The sequence below is a fragment of the Microbacterium sp. Se5.02b genome (assembly GCF_019464375.1).
In the GTDB taxonomy this organism is placed as follows: Bacteria; Actinomycetota; Actinomycetes; order Actinomycetales; family Microbacteriaceae; genus Microbacterium.
Map to the genome: position 1 here is coordinate 979,548 of NZ_CP080491.1, position 19,452 is coordinate 998,999.

Consider the following 19,452-nt stretch of genomic DNA (forward strand, 5'->3'; position numbering starts at 1 on the left):
ATCCGTTGGCGCCCCCACCGGACGGTCCGCCGGCTCGATGACGTTTCGCCGAGGAAGTCGTGGGGATACCTCGGTGGATCGTTGTGCGGTCGGTGAATCGTCACCCATGGGATCATCCTTCCGATGTATGGGGATGCGTCCGCAGGGCGATGACCGGCCCGGAGTGGTCGAAATAGCGTCGATGACATGGAGATCACGACCACCGACCTGGGCCTCGCCGCCCGCGTCCAGCACCTGAAGAAGACCTACGGCTCCGGCGAGGGCACGGTTCATGCGCTCGACGATGTCAGCGTGGGCATCCGCCGCGGACAGTTCACCGCGATCATGGGACCGTCCGGCTCGGGCAAGTCCACCCTCATGCACATCATGGCCGGGCTCGACAGCCCCTCGGAAGGGCGTGCCTGGATCGGCGACACCGAGATCACGGGTCTCGGCGACATCGACCTGACGATCCTGCGCCGCCGTCGAGTCGGCTTCATCTTCCAGGCCTTCAACCTCGTGCCGACGCTCGACGCGCTCGGCAACATTATGCTCCCGTTCGAGCTCGACGGACGCCGCCCCAGTGCGATCGAGCGGGCCCGCATCGACGGACTCGTCGAGACGCTCGGCCTCGGCTCGCGCCTGAGCCACCGCCCGCACCAGCTCTCCGGCGGGCAGCAGCAGCGCGTGGCGATCGCCCGTGCGCTGGCCACGGCGCCCGACTTGGTGTTCGCAGACGAGCCGACGGGCAACCTCGACTCCAAGACGGGGCGGGAGGTGCTGCGCCTTCTCGCCACCGCGAGCCGGGAGCACGGGCAGTCCATCGCCATGGTCACGCACGATGCGATCGCCGCGAGTCACGCCGACCGGGTGCTCTACCTGGGCGACGGCCGGATCGTCGCCGACCACCCGCGCCAGACCGCGGAGGAGATCTCCGCATACATGCTCGCCGCGGAGGTCGCGGCATGACCGCCGTCGCGACGGTCGTCCCCGAGACGCGGGCGACCGGACCACGACTGGCCTGGCTGCGTGACCGCGGCATGGGCGCCAGCATCCTGGTGGCCGCCCTGTCCGCCGCGTTCGGCGTCCTCCTGGTCGAGATCACCGCCTACATCGGCGCGGTGCTGCAGGCCGACCCCTTCATCGGAGACAGCGAGACGCTCGCCTTCGTCGTGGCGCTGCTGTCGGTGCTGCTGACCGTCGTCGCGATGTACGTCGCCGCGATCGTCACCGCCAACACGTTCTCGACGATCATCGCCGGGCGCACCAGGCAGATCGCGCTCATGCGCCTCATCGGAGCCACGGCGCGCTCGCAGCGGGCGCAGGTCGGAAGGCAGGGGCTCGTCGTCGGCGTGCTCGGGGCGGCGATCGGGCTCCTCGCCGGTCTGCTGCTCGCGACGCTCGGAGTGCAGCTCGGGGCGCAGATCATCGACAACGCTCCCGACTCGTTCTCCCTCGCGCAGCCGTTCGTCGTGCTGCCGGCGCTCGGTGTCGCGCTCACCACCTGGGCTGCGGCGTGGGCGGGTTCGCGGCGTGTGCTGTCGGTGACCCCGTTGCAGGCCCTCGGCGGATCGGTCGAGCGCACGCACGACGAGGTCTCCGGGAAGCCGGGTCGGCACATCGGCGCCTGGGTCCTGCTGGCGACCGGCGCCGCACTTCTCGCGGGGGTGTGCTGGTCGGCCTGATGACTCCGCTCGGTGTCGTTGTCGCGTTCTTCGGGGGCGTGCTCTCGTTCACGGGTCTGGCTCTCGGCTCGGTGCTTTTCATGCCGCCGATCCTGCGGCTGGTGGGGCGGATGTTCGGCTCGAGCGCGACGGCCCGCCTCGCGGCCGAGAACGCGCTGCGCTACCCGGAGCGTTCGTCGCGCATGGCGATCGGCGTCGTGATGGGCGTGACGCTGGTGACGATGTTCGCGGTGGCGCTCGAATCGGCCAAGCGTCTGATGATGAGTCAGGTCACGGGCGACGTGCCAGAGGAGTTCTTCGCGCCGATGGATGCCTTCGCCGCGATCATGATGGTGCTCGTCGCGGTGTCTGCCGTGATCGCCGCCGTCGGCCTCGTCAACCTGCTCACGATCGGCGTGGTGCAGCGTCGTCGTGAACTCGGCCTGCTGCGGTCGATCGGCCTGTCCAACCGGCAGGTGCGGCGGATGGTCCTGCTCGAGGCCACGCACATCACGGTCGCCGCCACCCTGACGGGTCTGGTGCTGGGCGTCGTGTACGGCTGGATCGCCGCGCAGTCGCTGCTCGGCTCGGTGCCGACGCTGCCCGACTTCGTTCCTGCGGGGCTCGTGGCGCCGCAGATCCCGTGGCTCCCTGTCGCGATCATCGTCGCGGCGACGGCAGTGCTCACGCTGGTGGCTGCAGCCGCGCCGACCCGGCTCGCGACTCGCGTCGCTCCGGTCGAGGCGCTCGCGGCGGACTGACGCCTCTAGGCTGGTCGGATGCCGTCGCCGTTCGATCAGTCCACGTATCAGGTCCGCCTCGACTGGGGCACCGCGGGTCTTGCCCGGCTCGCCGCGAGTGACGTCGTCATCGTCGTGGACGTGCTGCGGTTCTCCTCCACCGTGATCGATGCGGTGGCATCCGGAGCCGAGGTCGCGCTGGCGGAGGCGGAGGAGTGGTCGCGGAACGGCGCGGCCGTCGCCTCCGCGGTCTCCGCCGACGCGACGGTGCTCGTCGGCGGCATCCGCAATGCGTCAGCCGTGGCCAGGGCGGTGCAGACGATCCAGGAGCGCCGACAGGCCCGGACGTCGGTCGCGGTCATCGCGGCGGGCGAGGCCGACGCGGCAGGCGCCCTGCGGTTCGCGGTCGAGGATCAACTCGGCGCCGGTGCGATCATCCTGGCCCTCTCGGATCGGGGCATCGACCACACAGCACCGGATGCCGCGGTCGCCGCCGAGGGGTTCCGAGCCCTTCGCGGCGCGGTGCGGCACATGGTCGGTGCGAGCGGCTCCGGCCGGGAGCTCGCCGTCGGCGTCGAGGCGACAGCTCGCATCGAAGCATCCGGTCTGGTGCCGACGAGCACGACGGACGCCGCCGTGCTCGATGCCGTCGACGTGGTCCCGGTGCTGCGTCAGGGGTCTTTCATCCGCCTCGAATGACGCGGATCTCCGCCGCCTGCCGCGGGGGAGGCTGTGGTTCCGTCGTCGGCACGTAGGGTCGTGGCATGAGGTACCTTCCCGCCGTCATCGTCGACATCGTGCTCGTGCTGGTCTTCGCCGCGATCGGTCGTGCGTCGCACGATGAGAACCCGGCAGGGTTCCTGCTCACCGCATGGCCCTTCCTGATCGCCCTGGTCGTGGGGCATCTGCTCGCGGCGCTGCTGCCGGGCAGGCCTCGCCGCCCCTGGTCGGTCCTGTGGGGCGCGGTCGTGTGGGTCGTCACGGTCGCCGGAGGGATGCTCATCCGCGTGCTCAGCGGCGATACGGCCGAGGTGCCGTTCATCATCGTCGCGACGATCGTGCTGGGGTGTTCCTCGTCGGCTGGCGTGCGATCACGGCCCTGCTGCGTCGACGCCGCAGCGCTGCGCAAGGGCACGACGACATCGCCGAAGTCCACGACGATACTGCGGACGCACACGATGACGCGGTGGACGGCGCGATCGGGGCGCGCCGGACAGCACGGAGAACCCGGCCCGCTGAGGCCGGATCAGCGCGGCAGCTGGGCCGCGAGCCGCGCGTCGGTCGAGATCTCGCGACGCGTCCAGGAGAACAGGTGCCTGGCATCGTACGTGCGCGAGCAGCGTGCGCACGATGTGGGCCGCGTCGGTCGGCGATGCCGGTAGGTCACGTGCCCCGCAGGGCAACTGCCCACCCACGGGGCGAGTTCGACGGCGGTCTCACCGTGATGCGTCGTGCCACCCACGTAGCCGAGTTCGCGCGCCAGGCGTTTCCAGGTCGGCCCGTGCGCGGCGGCGTGGCCGGCGAGAGCGTGGGCGACCTCGTGCAGCAGGACCTGATGGATGTCGTCGTCCTCGAACCGCGCCGCCAGATAGCGCGACACCGTGATGCGCTTCTTCGTGTAGTCGCACTGCCCCGCACGCCGCTTGGCATTGTCGAAGCCGAAGGTCCAGCTGTCGTCGAGATGCAACGTGATGAGTGCTTCGCCCCAGACGCGCACACGGTCGAGTTCCGCCATGCGCTCAGGCTAAGCCATACGACCGACATCGCGGTCGCAGGAGCTCATCCGGCGACGAGTTGCGACGGACGGCGTCGTTCGGCCGCTTCGATCGCGAGCAGCGCGGTCTCGAGCTCGCTGTCCTCTGCCCCGGATTCCCGCCGCAGGAACAGCGAGAGCTTGAAGCTCTCCCGCGCGGTCTCGTAGTCACCGGCGTCGTAGGCGTTCTTGCCGTGATGCTGGTAGGCGAAGGCGGCGATCGACAGCCATCGCTGCCCTTCGGCCTCGGTCGCGCACGTCGCCAACTCCTGCTCGGCGGCGGCATGAGCGCCCCGATACTGCAGGATCGTCGCGTGCAGGACCCGGGCGCGCAGCACGTCCTGCGGGTTCCGGCCATGCGGGCCTGGCGCACGGCTTCGTCGGCCAGTGCGAGGGCCTCATCGAGACGGCCGAGCACCTTGAGCAGCCAGACGCGCTCCAGCAGGGCGGGCAGGCTGCGCTGCGATTCGATCTCCGCGAGACGGGTCGCGCACTCGTCGAGATCGACCACCTCGCGGAGGGTCTCCTGGTCGTATCCCCGGATGAAACTCATTGCTCTCCTTCCGCAGCGTCCCCGTCCAGTGTGCCTTCCCGGTGCGCGGTCGTCGGGGCGGCGCGCCCTGCTCTGCGCATCCTGTCCGCGACACGCCGCGCGGCGCTCCGCGTCGGCCACGTCCGGGTCCGCGTTCCGGTCGTAGGGGGCGATCAGCGCAGGAACAGCGAGGCGTCGGGGCGTGGCGAGGCCACGGCATCCGCGTCCGTGACGACCCTCGCTCCCTCGACGAAGGTGGAGACCTCGGCGCCCTGTGCGATCTTCGCGGGGTGCGGGCCGGCCGCAAGCATGCGCGGCAGCCACTCGGTCGGGAGGGGAGAGGCGGATGCGGCGATCACGAGGTTTCCGAACCGGCGCCCCTTGAGCACCTGGGTGTCGGCCAGGACGGCGATCTCGGGCAGCACGGCCGCGATGGTCGCCGCCTGACGCCGGGCGAACGCGAGGCCGGGGCCGTCGGCGACGTTGACGAGGAGCACCCCGCGCGGGGCGAGCAGCTCGGCGAGTTCACGATAGAACTCCACGCTCGTGAGATGCGCCGGTGTCTGCGCGCCGGAGTAGACATCCGAGACGACGAGGTCGCAGTTCGCACGCAGGGCGCCGGGGAGCCTGCGCACTCCCTCGCGGGCGTCGCCGATCCTGATGCGGATGGCTGCCCCCTTCGGGGGAGGGGAGGTGCTCCCTGACCAGCTGCGCGAGCGGGGCCTCGAGCTCGATCACCTGTTGCCGGGAGCCCGGTCGCGTGGCGTCGATGTAGCGGGGGATGGTCAGCGCACCTGCCCCCAGATGCACCGCGGTGAGGGGGCCATCGGGGAGCTGGTCGATCACCGCGCCCATACGGACGATGTACTCGAAGTGGAGGTGCGTCGGATCGTCGAGGTCGACGTGCGACTGCGGGGTGTCGTCGACGATGAGCTCGAAGCCGCTCGTGAACTCCGACGGCACGACACGCGCGATGCCGCCGTGATCGAGCCGAGCCTGCGGATGCTCTGTGTCTCGCGTTCGCGTGCGGCCCATGGCCCGAGCCTACGCCGTGAGGACGCGGCTCAGTTCAGCCGGCCGTTCGCGCAGGTCTCCTGCTCGAGGGACTGTCCGGAGATGTCCGGCGGCAGTGTGGTCCTGACCTCGGGGGCCGCCGTCTCCGTGCCGGGCGTCGGCTCCGCAGTGGTGCCGTCGCCCGGTGCGGGCGTGACGAGGGTGACTCCGCGATGAGTGGCGACGTCCCCGTGAGCTGCAGCGGCTGACCCGACTTCACGGCGGCCCACAGCTGCTCGGCGGCGGCTTCGTTCGGCACCACCTTGTCGTCGTCGTCGGGGTCGGTCACGTTCGGGTACTGCACGAACACGAAGTCGCCGAATCGCACATCCTTGAGCGCGAGTGCGAGCTGAGCGAGACGCACGGGGTTGCTCAGCTCGTCGCTCGGGTCGATGTTCTCCGCGATCGCGTCGGCGAGCCGCAGCACCTTCGGAACGTCGGTCAGCGTCTCTTCGCTGAGCACCTTCTTCGCCAACCGGGACATGTACTGCTGCTGGTTCGAGATGCGGGCGAGGTCGCTCTCGTCGCCGACGCCGTGCCGGGTGCGGATGAACTGCAGGGCTTCCACGCCGGACACCGTGCGCATCCCCGCAGGCCAGTCGATGCCGGTGTGCCGGTCGCGGATGCCTTCGCCCGCGATGCACACCTCGACGCCGCCGATCGCGTCGGTGACCTCCATGACCCCGTCGAAGCTGATCTTCGCGGCGTACTCGATCGGGATGTCGCCCATCTCGCTCACCGTCTTCGCCACGCAGGAGAGACCGGCGTGCTCGAAGATCGAGTTCATCGACGCCTTCCACATCGACGAGGCCACCGACCCGTCGGGGCGCGTGCACTCGGGGACCTCGACGCCGAGGTCGCGGGGGAGCGAGATGACCGTGACGTTGCGGGGCTCCGCCGACACGTGCACGAGCAGGTTGACGTCGTTGCGGCTCAGACCGTCGGCTTCCGAGCACCGCTCGGCGAACAGCGCCGTTGCTTTCGCCCCGCATTCGTCCGTGCCGATGATGAGGAGGTTGAACGCTTGATCTGCGGGGTAGGACCCGAGCGTCGGCGGGTCGACCTCGGGGCGCCTTCCAGGGCGACCGCACCGTCCCCGACCCGGTTGAACACGTCGATCACCAGGAAGGCCGCGACGGCGACGGCGGAGACCACGACGACGCCGACGGCGATCCCGAGGAACTTGAGCACCGTCGAGAGGGCGCTGGGGGTCGGCAGGGTCGCATGGCGTGCGACCGTCGGGCGGTCGGCTTCGTCGTCGCGGCGGAGCATGTCGCGAGCCTACCGGCGGGGCTGCTCGACGGCGGGGAGCGGGAGCCTGGGGACTTCCTGGGAGAAGGCCGCGAGGCCTGATGTTACGGGGATATGACGATTGTGGGAGGAACTTGCAGGTAATTAGTTAGTCGTGGATACTTTTTCCTAACCCCCGGTGAGTACCCGATACCCGCCAGGACTTTCAAAGAGGAGATCCCCGCAATGCACAAGCGCATTCTTCCGGCCGTGGCGCTCGGCGCCGTGGCCACGCTCGCCCTCGCCGGCTGCGCCGGCGGCAGCGACAACGGCTCTGCCGATGGCGAGGGCCAGGAGCTCACCGTCTGGATCATGAAGGGCACCAACCCGGACGCGACCGCGTTCTACGACAAGGTGTCCGAGGCCTTCGAAAAGGAGACCGGCGCGACGGTCACCATCGAGGAGATCCAGTGGGCCGACGCCCACGACCGCTTCGTGACCTCCATCGCCGGCGGCACCACGCCCGACGTCGCCGAGACCGGCACCACCTGGACCGCCGAGTTCGCCGACGCCGGCGCGCTCCTCCCGCTCGACGAGTACGTCGACGCGGAAGACGGCCTGCGTGACGACCTCGTCGAGGGTCTCGAGGTCGCCGGCACGTACGAGGACGAGCTCTACGGCATGCCGTGGTACGCCGGCGTGCGTTCGCTCGTCTACCGTGCCGACGTGTTCGAGGAGCTCGGGCTCGATGCTCCGAAGACGTGGGACGACATCGTCGCTGCGGGTGACGCGATCAAGGCCGCCAAGCCCGACATGCTGCCGTTCCCGGTTCCGGGCGACGCCGAGTTCCAGGTCTACCCCTGGGTCTGGGGCGCCGGCGGCGAGATCGCCACGAAGGACGGCGACACCTGGACGAGCGAGCTCGACAGCGCAGAGTCGCAGGCCGGCATCGAGTTCTACACCGGACTCGCGACCGAGCACGGCTTCTCCTCCGCAGGTGCCACCACCTGGAAGGAGACCGACCTCCGTGACGCGTTCACGCAGGGCAACGTCGCCATGATGCTCTCGGGCTCGTGGACGCCGAAGTCGCTCATCGAGGCGAACCCCGACCTCGAGGGCAAGATCGGTGCCGCGGTCATCCCCGGCCAGGACGGCGGCATCGCTCCGTCGGTGCTCGGCGGATCGCACCTCTCGGTCTTCAACACGACCAAGAACGCCGACCTGGCGTGGAAGTTCGTCCAGCTCATGACCACCGGCGAGTTCGCCGAGCAGTGGTCGAACGAGACCGGGTACTTCCCGGGCGTCCAGTCCGCGATGGAAGAGGCGCTGGCCTCGACCGACCCGCTCGTCGCACCGTTCGCCGAGCAGATGGTCGACGGCGGCGCATCCGTCCCGGTCACCCCGAACTTCGGCGCCGTCCAGGCGAAGAAGACGACCAACTCCATGATCCAGGCCATCCTCAGCGGGCAGAAGGACGTCGCGACCGCGACGAAGGACGCCTCCGCCGAGATGACGGACCTGCTCAACCAGAAGTAAGGAAGCACTCCTTCCATGTCGATGGTGCAAGCGCCACTGCCGGCCACGAAGGCGGAGTCCCCCTCCGCCTCCGTGGCCGGCGGCCGGAAGCGACGCGGTCTCTCGGCCGTCGCGGCCCGCCCCTGGCTCCTTCTCGCGCCCGGGCTGGCCATCCTCGCGGTGCTCATGCTCTGGCCGCTCGTCCAGGTGTTCATCTATTCGCTGCAGGACTACGGTCTGCGCGAGATCAACACCGGGGAGAACAACTGGATCGGTCTCGACAACTACGTCGAGGCGCTCACCAACCCGACTCTCTGGACGGTGGTGCTGCCCAACACGGTCGGTTTCGCCGCCGTGGCGGTGTTCACGACCGTCGCACTCGGCACGCTCGTCGCCCTGCTGCTGGCGCGCCTTGGGACCACCTGGCGCGTCATCGTGTCCAGCTGCATCATGGTCGCCTGGGCGATGCCCGCCGTGACCGGCACCTACGTCTGGACCTTCATCTTCGACGCCGACCGCGGCATCTTCAACACCGTGCTGCGTGACCTCGGCCTCATGGACGACCCGGTCAACTGGTTCACCAACCAGTGGTCCTTCTACGCCATCGTCCTGCTGAACGTCGTCCACCACGGGTTCCCGTTCGTGGCGATCACGGTGCTCGCGGGTCTCCTCGGCGTCTCCAAGGAGATGCTCGAGGCGGCGGCCCTCGACGGCGCCGGCGCCTGGCGTCGCTTCTGGAAGATCATCTTCCCCACGCTCAAGCCCGTCTTCTCGGTGGTCATCATCCTGTCGACCATCTGGGACTTCAAGGTCTTCGCGCAGGTGTACCTCATGCCGGGCGGCGGCGGCGGAAACCGTCAGGTCCTGAACCTCGGCGTCTGGTCGTACGTGGAGTCCTTCGGGCAGAACCGCTACGGCTTCGGCGCCGCGCTCGCCGTCCTGCTCACTCTCGTGCTGATCGGCATCACGATCGTCTACATCCGCTCCCTCATGAAGGAGGACGAGCTGTGAACCCGCGCCCTCGGCTCCGTTCCCGCATCGGACTCGGCATCGGCGTCGCCGCGGTCCTGATCTTCACCCTGTTCCCCGTCTACTGGATGGTCTCCAGCGCGTTCGACGGCAAGGCCTCCAGCGGCGGCCAGTCGCTGCTCCCGCAGGAGTTCACGTGGGACAACTTCGCCTTCGTCCTCACCGACGGCGGATTCGGCACCTACCTGCGCAACTCGGCCATCGTGGCGCTCGTCACGGTGCTCGTGAGCGCGCTCGTCTGCCTGCTCGCGGCCGTCGCCGTCGCGCGGTTCCGCTTCAAGTTCCGCACCATGATCCTGATGATGATCCTGATCGTGCAGATGGTGCCGCTCGAGGCGCTGGTGATCCCGCTCTTCCTCCAGGTCAAGAGCCTCGGCCTGCTCAACAGCATCCTCGGCCTCATGGTGGTCTATGTGGCGCTGTCGCTCGCGTTCGGCATCTGGATGCTGCGCGGGTTCGTCGCGGCGGTCCCGGTCGAACTCGAAGAGGCCGCCTACATCGACGGTGCGAGCTGGTGGCGGATGTTCCGCTCGGTGCTGCTGCCCCTGGTCATGCCCGGCCTCGTCGCGACCAGCATCTTCAGCTTCATCACCGCGTGGAACGAGTTCATCTTCGCGATGACGATCCTCGGCGCGCAGACCGACCAGTACACGGTCTCGATCGGTCTGAAGTCGTTCTTCGGCCTGCACTCCAACGACTGGGGCAGCATCATGGCCGCGTCGACCATCATCACCGTCCCGGTCATGATCTTCTTCGTGCTGGTGCAGCGCAAGCTGGCCTCCGGCATGGTCGCGGGAGCCGTGAAGGGATGACCGACGACCTCGAGCGCCTCGCGAACGGCGTCCTGTGGCCGGGCTTCCTCGGCGCGGAGGCGCCGCAGTGGCTGCGTGACGAACTGCGCGACGGCCTGGCCGGCGTCGTCTACTTCGGACAGAACGTCGGCGATGGTCTTCCCGCCCTCAGCGCCGAGATCCTCGCCGCGAACCCCGATGCGCTGATCGGGATCGACGAGGAGGGCGGCAGCGTCACCCGGCTCGAATCCGCTACGGGGTCGACGGTGCCTGGGGCCGCGCAACTGGGGCTCCTCGACGACCTGGCCGCGACGGAGCGCACCGGCGCCGAACTCGCCAGACGCGTGCGTGCGGTCGGCGCCAACGTGGTGCTCGGACCCGTCGCCGACGTCAACACCGACCCGCGCAACCCGGTGATCGGCGTGCGGGCGTTCGGCGACGACGAAGCCCTCGTCTCCCGGCATGTGATCGCGACGATCGACGGCATCCAGGATGCAGGGGTCGCCGCGTGCGTCAAGCACTTCCCCGGCCATGGTGACACCCACATGGACTCGCATCACGCCCTTCCCGAGATCACGCTCGATCTCGAGGAGTTCGAGCGTGTGCACCTCGAGCCGTTCCGTGCGGCGGTCGACGCCGGCGTGGATGCCGTGATGACCGCGCACATCGTGGTGCCCGCCTGGGGCCCGCAGCCCGCAACTCTCAACCCGCGCGTGCTCGGGATGCTGCGCGACTGGGGCTTCGACGGCGTGATCATCACCGATGCCCTCGACATGGCTGCCATCAGGGAGACCGTGGGGCTCGGCGGGGAGCGGCCGCAGCCCTGGCCGCCGGTGCCGACCTCCTGTGCATCGGCAACCCGACCAATCCGGGCGACGCCGCGTCGTCCGATCAGGACGAGCGCGATTTCCACGCCACGAGAGACGGGATCGTTGCCGCTCTGCGTGACGGCTCGCTGCCGAGGGCACGTGTGGAAGAGGCAGCCGCCCGGGTCGCAGCCCTGGCCGCCAAGCTCCGCGCAGCCGCAGAGCACCGCCTCGACGCCCCCGACGACTTCGACGCCGCCGAGATCGTGCGCCGAACGGTGACCCTCTCCGGCTCCACCCTCGAGACGGCCACCGAACTCGCCGTCATCGATGCGCGCCGGCGCTCCACCCTCGCCGTCGACAGTGCGGGTTCGTACGTGGCGAACGCGCTGGCCGACGGCGGTCTGCGGGTGCGGCTCGACGTGGCCTCCGCCTCCGTCGCCGAGCAGGACCGCGTGGTGGACGAGGTCGCCGCGGCCTCCGGCACCACGGTCGTGCTGATCGATCGGCCAGACACGGATGCCGCGCAGCGCTCCCTGGTCGAGCGGACAGCCGCCCGCGATCCGCGAGCCGTGGTGGTCAACGTCGGTCTCCCGACGCGGACGGCCCTGCCGCTGCCGACGATCGAGGTCGCCGCAGCCAGTAGGCTCGGTGCGCAGACGGCGCGTGACGCACTCCTGGGGCGCTTCGCCGTGCAGCAGAGGATGACCAGCGCCGGCTGAGACAGGACCCCCATGGACGATGACGTTCTCGCTCGGGTGCGACGCTCCCTGCCGAAGGTGAGCGCTGCCGAGGCGCGCGTCGCCGAGACGATCCTCGGCGATCCGACGCTCGTCGTCGACCTCGCGATCAACGACCTCGCCCAGCTGTGCCGCACGTCGCTGTCGACCGTCGCCCGCTACGCCCAGTCGCTGGGATACAGCGGCTATCGCGAGCTCCGTGTCGCGGTCGCCCGCGCGATCACGCTCGCGCAGGCGCAGCAGGCGCGGTTCGGTCTCGACACCACGGCGATCGATCCCGAGGACGGGCCTGCGGCGATCGCGGCGAAGCTCGCGGCGCAGGAGATCGACGCGATCGAGAAGACCGCCCTCGCTCTCGATCCCGTCGCGCTCGACCGTGTGGCCCGTGCCGTCGTCGACGCGCGACACATCGATCTGTTCGGGCAGGCGGCGTCTTCGCTCACCGCGCAGGACCTGCTGTTGAAGCTGTCTCGCATCGGCTGCTCGGTCTCGCATTCCCCGGATCCGCATCTCGCGGTGACGACGGCTTCGTTGCGGACGACGAAGGACGTGGCGATCGCGTTCTCCCACGGCGGCGAGACCGCAGAGACGCTGCGGGCCCTCGAGGTCGCGCGCGACGCGGGAGCGTTGGCGGTCGCCGTCACCGGCGTCGCCGACTCCCCTCTGGCGCTGGCGGCAGATGTCGTGCTGCTCACCCAGGCGCAGGAGTCGCCGTTCCGGATGGCTGCGATGTCGAGCCGCATCGCTCAGCTCGCCCTCGTCGACGTGCTCTTCGTGCGGGTCGTGCAGCACAGGGGCGAGCCCGTCGCCGTGTCGTTGCAGCGCACACACGACGCGGTTCCGACACGGCGGCGCACCTGACCGCCGGCCTCCCGGAGGATCAGTCGACGTGGTCGCGGGTGCTAACCAGGGCTCTGGTCGCGATGCGATGCCCGCGGGCGAGACTGCCCGTCAGGGACAGGCCCGTGAGCACACCGGCGAGGAAGCCCGCCGCGAACGCATCGCCGGCCCCGATCGTCTCCACGACAGGGGCATCGAGCGCGTCGCTCTCGGCTGTCTCCGCTCCGTCGAAGGCGACGGCGCCTCGGGAGTCGGTGACCAGCAGATACCGGGGTGCGGGAAACGTGCGCGCAGTTCCTGCGGGGCGCTGGTGCCGAACACCGCCTCGGCGTCAGGGCGCGTGCAGAAGACGACGTCTGCGCGACCGGCGAAGTCGGACAGGATCTCCCTGCCCTCCGCCTCGCGGCCCCGCCAGAGCGCCGGGCGCCAGTTCAGGTCGAAGCTGAGCAGTCGGTCGTGGCGCTCTTCGGCGAACAGCGCCTCTTGAGCGGCGAGGGTCGAGGTGGAGAGGGCGGGAGTGATCCCCGAGGTGTGCACGAGCGACGCCTCCGCGAGGAGCGCGGATGCCACCGGCCCCCTGAGCGTCTGCGGCGACAGAGCCGACGCCGCCGACCCTGAGCGGTAGTAGTGCATCGTCCCGTCGACGGCACCGTCCGTGCGCGCGGAGAGCTCCTTGACGTAGAGCCCGGTGGGTGCATCGTGATCGATCTCCACCGCGGAGTCGTCGACACCGTGCGCGCGCAGTTCGGCGGTCAGGAAGCGTCCGAAGCCGTCGTCGCCGACGCGGGACAGCACCGAGGTGCGGATACCGGCGGACGCCAGCGCGATCGCGGTGTTCCACTCGGCTCCGGCCAGGGATCGGTGGAAGGTCCGACAGTCCTCCAGCGGTCCGGCGGAAGCGGCGACGAGGGCGACCATGCCCTCGCCGAAGCAGACGGCGAGCGGGGAGGAGACGGGCACGATCTGGACACTACCGGATCGGCCCCGGTCGCGCCGATACCGGATCGCAACCTGGTTCCGTTTGGTATCTGCGGATCTGCTGGGTACCGTCGACTCATCACCGTCACCGAGGCGAAGACGCCGCGGGACGCGCAAGGAAGCGCCCGACAGGGAAGGTCACACAATGCACCAATCAGTCAAGCGTCGGCGAGGACTCATCGCCGTAACCGGAGCCACGATCGCGGCGATCGCCCTCGCAGGGTGCGTCGCGAGCGAGCGAGGGGACGAAGGCTCGGAAGGCTCGGGCGACGTCGACGGGACGTTCGTCTTCGCCGCGTCATCGGACCCGGCGAGCCTCGACCCCGCGTTCGCGCAGGACGGCGAGAGCTTCCGCGTCTCGCGACAGGTCTTCGAGGGCCTGGTCGGCACCGAGCCGGGCACCGCGGATCCGGCCCCGCTCCTCGCCGAGAAGTGGGAGTCGTCCGAAGACGGCATGTCGCACACGTTCACCCTCAAGGAGGACGTGACCTTCCAGGACGGGACGCCCTTCAACGCCGAGGCCGTCTGCGCGAACTTCGACCGCTGGTACAACTGGACCGGGCTGGCCGCGTCCGAGGCGTTCGGCTACTACTACAACAAGCTCTTCAAGGGATACGCGTCGAACGCAGCCGACGCCGTCTACAAGTCCTGCACCCCTGACGGCGACTACTCGGTCACGATCGAGCTGAACAAGCCGTTCGCCGGCTTCATCCCGTCGCTGTCGCTCCCGGCGTTCGCGATGCAGAGCCCGTCCGCGATGCAGGAGTTCGGCGCCGACGACGTCAGCGGCTCGGCCGAGGCTCCGCAGTTGTCCGAGTACGCGATGGGCCACCCCGTCGGCACGGGCCCGTACCAGTTCGACGAGTGGGCGCCGGGCGAGCAGGTCACGCTCAAGGCCTACGGCGACTACTGGGGTGAGGCCGGCCAGATCGACGAGATCATCTTCCGCACGATCGACGACCCGACCGCTCGCCGCCAGGCGCTGGAGTCCGGCTCGATCGACGGCTACGACCTCGTCGGCCCCGCCGACACCAAGGCTCTGGGCGACGACGGCTTCACGATGGTGTCGCGTCCGCCGTTCACGATCCTCTACCTCGCCTTCAACCAGGCCGTGCCCGAGTTGCAGGATCCGAAGGTGCGCGAGGCGCTGTCGTACGCCATCGACAAGGATGCGTTGATCAGCCAGGTCCTGCCCGAAGGCACCCAGAAGGCCACGCAGTTCGTGCCGGAGGTCGTCAACGGCTACAACCCGGATGTCACGACCTACGACTACGACCCCGCGAAGGCCAAGGCGCTGCTCGCCGAAGCCGGCTACGACGAGGCGAACCCGCTGAAGCTCACCTTCAACTACCCGGTGAACGTCTCGCGGCCGTACATGCCGGACCCCGAGCAGATCTACACCGTCCTCTCGTCGCAGCTGACCGAGGTCGGCGTCGAGACCACCCCGGTCTCGGAGGAGTGGGTCGAGTACCTCGACCGCACCACCGGCACGGCGGATCACGGCATCCACCTGCTCGGCTGGACCGGCGACTACAACGACACCGACAACTTCGTCGGCGTCTTCTTCGGGCAGAAGAGCTCCGAATGGGGTTTCGACAACCCGGAGCTGTTCCAGAAGCTCACGGAGGCGCGCGGCGTCTCCAACCTCGACGACCAGACGCCGCTGTACGAGGAGATCAACGAGATGGTCGCCGAGTTCATCCCCGGCGTCCCGCTCGCGCACCCGGCGCCGACGCTGGCGTTCGACCCGCGCGTGAAGAGCTACCCGGCCAGCCCGGTGAACGACGAGGTCTTCACGGACATCGTCCTCACCAAGTAGGCCCGACCATGTGATCGTCGTTCCCCGGTTCCTCCTTCGCGGCGGGACCGGGGAACGGCGTACCTTCTGATCGACGGAGATCTTCGTGCTGCGCACCATCGGCAGGCGACTGCTGTTCCTCATCCCCACCCTGTTCGGGCTCAGCATCCTGCTGTTCGCCTGGGTCAGGGCCCTTCCCGGCGGCCCCGCGGTCGCCCTTCTCGGCGAGAAGGCCACACCGGAGGCCATCGCCAGGGTCAACGAGCTCTACGGCTTCGACGAACCCCTCATCCAGCAGTACTTCACCTGGATCGGTCGCCTGCTGCAGGGCGATTTCGGAACGTCGATCCAGACGAACCGACCCGTGGTGGAGGAGTTCATGCGGCGCTTCCCCGCGACGCTGGAGCTCAGCGTGATGGCGCTCATCTTCGCGGTCGGCGTCGGCATCCCCCTGGGATACTGGGCCGCCCGCCGGCACGGGAAGTTCACCGACCACGCGTCGGTCGTGCTGAGCCTCATCGGCATCACGATCCCGGTGTTCTTCCTCGCGTTCATCCTCAAGTACGTCTTCGCCGTGCAACTGGGATGGCTGCCGTCGGACGGCCGCCAAGACCCGCGGATAGACGCGACCCATCCCACCGGTTTCTACGTGTGGGACGGCATCATCACCGGCGAGTTCGACGCCGCATGGGATGCGATCCTGCACCTGGTCCTGCCCGCGCTCGCGCTCGGCACCATCCCCCTCGCCATCATCGTCCGCATCACGAGGGCCAGCGTCCTCGAGGTGCAGAACGCGGACTACGTGCGCACCGGGCGGGCGAAGGGCGTCGGTGCGCCCACGTTGCGCAACCGCTTCATCCTGCGCAACGCGATGCTCCCGGTCATCACGACGATCGGTCTGCAGACGGGACTGTTGATCTCCGGGGCGGTGCTCACCGAGACGGTGTTCGCCTTCCCCGGTATCGGCTCGTTCCTCGCGAGGGCGATCTTCACGAGGGACTTCCCGGTGCTCCAGGGATTCATCATCTTCATCGCGATCGCGTACGCGCTGATCAACCTGGCGGTCGATGTCTCCTACAGCTTCATCGACCCGAGAGTGAGGGTGCAGTGATGTCCCTCGTCATCGTCCGAAAGGAGGCGGTCGCATGAGCATCGCCCTCCCACCCGCCCAGGGGCCGTCGGCCGAGAGCGGCGGCAGCATCGACACCGTCGCGATCGCGCAGGCCGATCTCAAGAACGGCTCAGGCGGATTCTGGCGCGACGTGTTCCGCCGACTGCGCCGCAACCCGACGGCCTGGATCGGCGCGATCATCGTGCTGCTGTTCTTGCTCGTCGCCGGACTCGCACCATGGCTGGCCCCTTACCCGGAGACCGCGCTGCCGGGGGCGAAGTTCATCACGCCGACGCACATCCCCGGCCCGGGGGAGCTGCCGGAGTTCCCGCTCGGTCTCGACCGCTTCGGCGGAGACGTGCTGTCGAAGCTCATCTGGGGCGCGCAGGCGTCGCTCCTGATCGGCGTCATCTCCACCGCGATGGGCCTGGTCGGCGGCATGATCCTCGGTCTCCTCGCCGGCACGTTCGGCGGGTGGGTCGACACCGTCATCATGCGCGTCGTCGACATCATCCTCTCGGTGCCGAACCTCCTGCTGGCGGTGTCGATCGCCGCGATCCTCGGGCAGACGCCGTTCGCGGTCATGATCGCGATCGGGGCGTCGCAGGTTCCGATCTTCGCGCGCCTGCTCCGGGCCTCGATGCTGCAGCAGCGCTCGAGCGACTACGTCCTCTCGGCGCAGACGCTCGGGCTCGGCCGCGGGCAGATCACCATGTCGCATGTGCTGCCGAACGCGATCGGTCCCGTGATCGTGCAGGGGACCCTCACGCTCGCGACCGCCGTGATCGATGCGGCGGCGCTGTCGTTCCTCGGGCTCGGCGGCGGAGGACCCGCGACGGCCGAGTGGGGGCGCATGCTCACCTACGCGCAGGCCGAGCTCGCGATCGCGCCCTGGCTGGCGTTCCTCCCCGGCATCTGCATCGCCATCACCGCACTCGGCTTCACGCTGCTGGGTGAGGCGTTGCGCGAAGCGATGGATCCGCGGACGAGGGCGCGATGAACCCCCGCGACGAGGGCGCCCTGTACGCCACGAAGGAGAATCAGATGTCGTCCGAACCGCTGCTGTCGGTCGAAGGCCTCGCGGTGGACTTCGCCACCATGGACGGTGTGGTGCACGCCGTCGAGGGCGTGGACCTCGAGATCCGTCCGGGGGAGACGGTCGCGATCGTCGGGGAATCGGGGTCGGGCAAGTCGACCACCGCGATGGCCATCATCGGCCTGCTCGCCGGCGGGGGAAAGGTCGCGTCCGGAAGCATCCGTCTCGACGGGAAGGAGATCGCGCACGCGCCGGAGAACGAGCTGCGCACGATCCGCGGCCGCGACATCGGCCTCGTGCCGCAGGACCCGATGTCGAACCTGAACCCGGTCGCGAAGATCGGCACGCAGGTCGCCGAGACGCTGCTCGCGCACGGTCTCGCGACCCGGCAGAACGTGAACGCGAAGGTCGTGGAGGCGCTGACCGCCGCGGGCCTTCCCGACCCGGAACGGCGTGCGAAGCAGTACCCGCACGAGTTCTCCGGCGGGATGCGCCAGCGCGCACTCATCGCGATCGGTCTGGCGTGCAAACCGCGCCTGCTGATCGCGGATGAGCCCACCAGCGCTCTCGACGTGACGGTGCAGCAGACGATCCTCGACCAGATCGGGCAGATGACGCGGGAGCTGGGAACGGCCGTGCTGCTCATCACCCACGATCTCGGCCTCGCGGCCGAGCGTGCCGAGCGGGTGATCGTCATGCATCGCGGCAGGGTCGTCGAGCAGGGTGCCGCGCGGCAGATCCTGGAGAACCCGCAGCATCCGTACACGCAGTCGCTCGTGAAGGCGGCGCCCTCGGTCGCTGCGGCCCGTCTGCAGCCGGAGGCGTTCCGGGTGCAGGAGCGGACCGCGGAGGTTGGTGTCGAGGTCGAGGCTGCTCCCGCCGACAACATCGTCGAGATCGAGAACCTCACGAAGGTGTACCCGGTGCGCGGTCGCGGTGAGGACTTCGTGGCGGTCGACGACGTGTCGCTCGCCATCCCCCGGGGGGAGACGGTGGCGATCGTGGGGGAGTCCGGGTCGGGCAAGACCACGACGGCGCGGATGCTGTTGAAGGTGATCGAGCCGACGAGCGGGCTTATCCGCTACGAGGGCAAGGACATCGCGTCGCTGAGCCGGGCCGAGACGAGGGACTTCCGCCAGCAGGTGCAGCCGATCTTCCAGGATCCGTACTCGAGCCTGAACCCGATGTTCACGATCGAGCGCCTGATCGCGGAGCCGCTCGACTTCTACAAGAGGGGGAGTGGCGCCGAGCGACGCGCGCGCGTGCGGCAGCTCCTCGACGACGTCGCCCTGCCGCAGTCGATGCTGCGACGGTATCCGTCCGAGCTCTCGGGAGGACAGCGGCAGCGCGTCGCGATCGCCCGCGCGCTCGCGCTGTCGCCCGACCTGATCGTGTGCGACGAGCCCGTCTCGGCGCTCGACGTCCTGGTGCAGGATCAGATCCTCACGCTGCTCGGAGATCTGCAACGCGAGTACGGCTTGAGCTACCTCTTCATCTCGCACGACCTGGCAGTGGTGCGACTGATCAGCGACTACGTGTGCGTCATGAAGGACGGCAGGCTCGTCGAGGCGGCCAGCTCGGAGGAGATCTTCACGAATCCGCGCGACCCGTACACGCGGCGTCTGCTGGCCTCCATCCCCGGCAACGAGCTCAACATCGCGTCGTGAAGCACCGGGCCGGGCGGGGTCCGGCCCGGTGCTTCGGTCCAATACCGCAGCATCCGAGATTGGTCAAGGACTGCGCTTGCCATGTCGCACAATCGTGCGTATAGTTGGTAGTTGCGCTCGCTTCTCCCTGCCCTCATATGGTGGTCGGCATTTCGTTGAGTTCTCGAGCGCACACTCCACCTGACGACAA

Annotated in this window: 16 protein-coding genes and 5 pseudogenes; 14 read left to right on the plus strand and 7 right to left on the minus strand. The window is 69.0% G+C overall.

Features of this window, described 5'->3' with window-relative positions:
• Positions 1-186 precede the first annotated feature (186 nt).
• From K1X59_RS04930 to K1X59_RS04945, 4 genes and pseudogenes are all read left to right on the plus strand, one after another.
• Positions 187-948 (plus strand): ABC transporter ATP-binding protein, encoded by a 762-nt coding sequence (locus K1X59_RS04930; protein WP_220173988.1) that lies wholly within the window; start codon positions 187-189, stop codon positions 946-948.
• Positions 945-2,404: pseudogene (locus K1X59_RS04935) on the plus strand (FtsX-like permease family protein). Before K1X59_RS04930 ends, K1X59_RS04935 begins: the two are co-directional and overlap by 4 nt.
• Before the next feature lie 18 nt (positions 2,405-2,422).
• On the plus strand, positions 2,423-3,082 hold the full coding sequence (locus K1X59_RS04940; protein ID WP_220173989.1) for a 2-phosphosulfolactate phosphatase: 660 nt from the start codon (positions 2,423-2,425) through the stop codon (positions 3,080-3,082).
• A gap of 65 nt (positions 3,083-3,147) precedes the next feature.
• Positions 3,148-3,390, plus strand: a pseudogene (locus K1X59_RS04945) (DUF3054 domain-containing protein); the annotation flags it as partial.
• A 239-nt stretch (positions 3,391-3,629) separates the two neighbouring features.
• On the opposite strand, the gene K1X59_RS04950 reads toward K1X59_RS04945, so the two are convergent.
• From K1X59_RS04950 to K1X59_RS20850, 5 genes and pseudogenes are all read right to left on the minus strand, one after another.
• Positions 3,630-4,118, minus strand: coding sequence for a SprT-like domain-containing protein (locus K1X59_RS04950; protein WP_183152019.1), 489 nt, complete (start codon positions 4,116-4,118; stop codon positions 3,630-3,632).
• Between the two features lie 44 nt (positions 4,119-4,162).
• A pseudogene (locus tag K1X59_RS04955) lies at positions 4,163-4,689 on the minus strand (hypothetical protein).
• Between the two features lie 152 nt (positions 4,690-4,841).
• Positions 4,842-5,703, minus strand: a pseudogene (locus K1X59_RS04960) (spermidine synthase).
• A 34-nt stretch (positions 5,704-5,737) separates the two neighbouring features.
• The gene (locus tag K1X59_RS04965; protein WP_258567087.1) at positions 5,738-6,625 is read right to left on the minus strand and encodes an LCP family protein; all 888 of its coding nucleotides are present in this window, start codon (positions 6,623-6,625) and stop codon (positions 5,738-5,740) included.
• Positions 6,626-6,654: 29 nt separating this feature from the next.
• Positions 6,655-6,993, minus strand: a complete 339-nt coding sequence (locus K1X59_RS20850; RefSeq protein ID WP_258567088.1) for a hypothetical protein — start codon at positions 6,991-6,993, stop codon at positions 6,655-6,657.
• Between the two features lie 204 nt (positions 6,994-7,197).
• Between K1X59_RS20850 and K1X59_RS04970 the strand changes: the two genes are divergently transcribed.
• Genes K1X59_RS04970 through K1X59_RS04990 form a run of 6 tightly spaced genes read left to right on the plus strand, consistent with a single transcriptional unit; the run spans position 7,198 to position 12,693 of the window.
• A complete protein-coding gene (locus tag K1X59_RS04970) occupies positions 7,198-8,487 on the plus strand; it encodes a sugar ABC transporter substrate-binding protein (RefSeq protein ID WP_183152022.1) in 1,290 nt (429 codons plus the stop codon).
• Positions 8,488-8,502: 15 nt separating this feature from the next.
• On the plus strand, positions 8,503-9,477 hold the full coding sequence (locus tag K1X59_RS04975) for a carbohydrate ABC transporter permease (RefSeq protein WP_183152023.1): 975 nt from the start codon (positions 8,503-8,505) through the stop codon (positions 9,475-9,477).
• The gene (locus tag K1X59_RS04980) at positions 9,474-10,307 is read left to right on the plus strand and encodes a carbohydrate ABC transporter permease (RefSeq protein ID WP_183152024.1); all 834 of its coding nucleotides are present in this window, start codon (positions 9,474-9,476) and stop codon (positions 10,305-10,307) included. Before K1X59_RS04975 ends, K1X59_RS04980 begins: the two co-directional genes overlap by 4 nt.
• Complete coding sequence (locus K1X59_RS04985; RefSeq protein WP_244632404.1) at positions 10,304-11,374, plus strand: glycoside hydrolase family 3 N-terminal domain-containing protein; 1,071 nt, start codon at positions 10,304-10,306, stop codon at positions 11,372-11,374. Before K1X59_RS04980 ends, K1X59_RS04985 begins: the two co-directional genes overlap by 4 nt.
• On the plus strand, positions 11,359-11,814 hold the full coding sequence (locus K1X59_RS20855; protein ID WP_258567091.1) for a hypothetical protein: 456 nt from the start codon (positions 11,359-11,361) through the stop codon (positions 11,812-11,814). The genes K1X59_RS04985 and K1X59_RS20855 overlap by 16 nt, the downstream gene beginning before the upstream one ends.
• Before the next feature lie 12 nt (positions 11,815-11,826).
• Positions 11,827-12,693, plus strand: coding sequence for a MurR/RpiR family transcriptional regulator (locus tag K1X59_RS04990; RefSeq protein ID WP_220173990.1), 867 nt, complete (start codon positions 11,827-11,829; stop codon positions 12,691-12,693).
• Between the two features lie 19 nt (positions 12,694-12,712).
• Here K1X59_RS04990 and K1X59_RS20860 read toward each other — a convergent pair whose 3' ends face one another.
• On the minus strand, positions 12,713-12,937 hold the full coding sequence (locus K1X59_RS20860) for a PfkB family carbohydrate kinase (protein ID WP_309491669.1): 225 nt from the start codon (positions 12,935-12,937) through the stop codon (positions 12,713-12,715).
• A gap of 71 nt (positions 12,938-13,008) precedes the next feature.
• A pseudogene (locus K1X59_RS20865) lies at positions 13,009-13,590 on the minus strand (PfkB family carbohydrate kinase); the annotation flags it as partial.
• 205 nt (positions 13,591-13,795) lie between these two features.
• Here K1X59_RS20865 and K1X59_RS05000 point away from each other — a divergent pair.
• The 4 genes from K1X59_RS05000 (at position 13,796) to K1X59_RS05015 (ending at position 19,262) form a co-directional block, all read left to right on the plus strand.
• On the plus strand, positions 13,796-15,469 hold the full coding sequence (locus tag K1X59_RS05000) for an ABC transporter substrate-binding protein (protein ID WP_183152026.1): 1,674 nt from the start codon (positions 13,796-13,798) through the stop codon (positions 15,467-15,469).
• Positions 15,470-15,554: 85 nt separating this feature from the next.
• Positions 15,555-16,559: an ABC transporter permease gene (locus tag K1X59_RS05005; protein WP_183152027.1), complete on the plus strand. Its 1,005-nt coding sequence runs from the start codon at positions 15,555-15,557 to the stop codon at positions 16,557-16,559.
• Between the two features lie 34 nt (positions 16,560-16,593).
• On the plus strand, positions 16,594-17,559 hold the full coding sequence (locus K1X59_RS05010; protein WP_183152028.1) for an ABC transporter permease: 966 nt from the start codon (positions 16,594-16,596) through the stop codon (positions 17,557-17,559).
• Entirely contained in the window at positions 17,556-19,262 is a 1,707-nt protein-coding gene (locus K1X59_RS05015; protein WP_220173991.1) for an ABC transporter ATP-binding protein, read from the plus strand. Before K1X59_RS05010 ends, K1X59_RS05015 begins: the two co-directional genes overlap by 4 nt.
• Positions 19,263-19,452 lie beyond the last annotated feature (190 nt).

Coding starts and splice junctions, on each gene's coding strand:
- K1X59_RS04930 (WP_220173988.1), top strand. CDS start 187: ATGGAGATCACGACCACCGACCTGGGCCTCGCCGCCCGCGTCCAGCAC.
- K1X59_RS04940 (WP_220173989.1), top strand. CDS start 2,423: ATGCCGTCGCCGTTCGATCAGTCCACGTATCAGGTCCGCCTCGACTGG.
- K1X59_RS04950 (WP_183152019.1), bottom strand. CDS start 4,118: ATGGCGGAACTCGACCGTGTGCGCGTCTGGGGCGAAGCACTCATCACG.
- K1X59_RS20850 (WP_258567088.1), bottom strand. CDS start 6,993: ATGCTCCGCCGCGACGACGAAGCCGACCGCCCGACGGTCGCACGCCAT.
- K1X59_RS04970 (WP_183152022.1), top strand. CDS start 7,198: ATGCACAAGCGCATTCTTCCGGCCGTGGCGCTCGGCGCCGTGGCCACG.
- K1X59_RS04975 (WP_183152023.1), top strand. CDS start 8,503: ATGTCGATGGTGCAAGCGCCACTGCCGGCCACGAAGGCGGAGTCCCCC.
- K1X59_RS04985 (WP_244632404.1), top strand. CDS start 10,304: ATGACCGACGACCTCGAGCGCCTCGCGAACGGCGTCCTGTGGCCGGGC.
- K1X59_RS04990 (WP_220173990.1), top strand. CDS start 11,827: ATGGACGATGACGTTCTCGCTCGGGTGCGACGCTCCCTGCCGAAGGTG.
- K1X59_RS05000 (WP_183152026.1), top strand. CDS start 13,796: ATGCACCAATCAGTCAAGCGTCGGCGAGGACTCATCGCCGTAACCGGA.
- K1X59_RS05010 (WP_183152028.1), top strand. CDS start 16,594: ATGAGCATCGCCCTCCCACCCGCCCAGGGGCCGTCGGCCGAGAGCGGC.
- K1X59_RS05015 (WP_220173991.1), top strand. CDS start 17,556: ATGAACCCCCGCGACGAGGGCGCCCTGTACGCCACGAAGGAGAATCAG.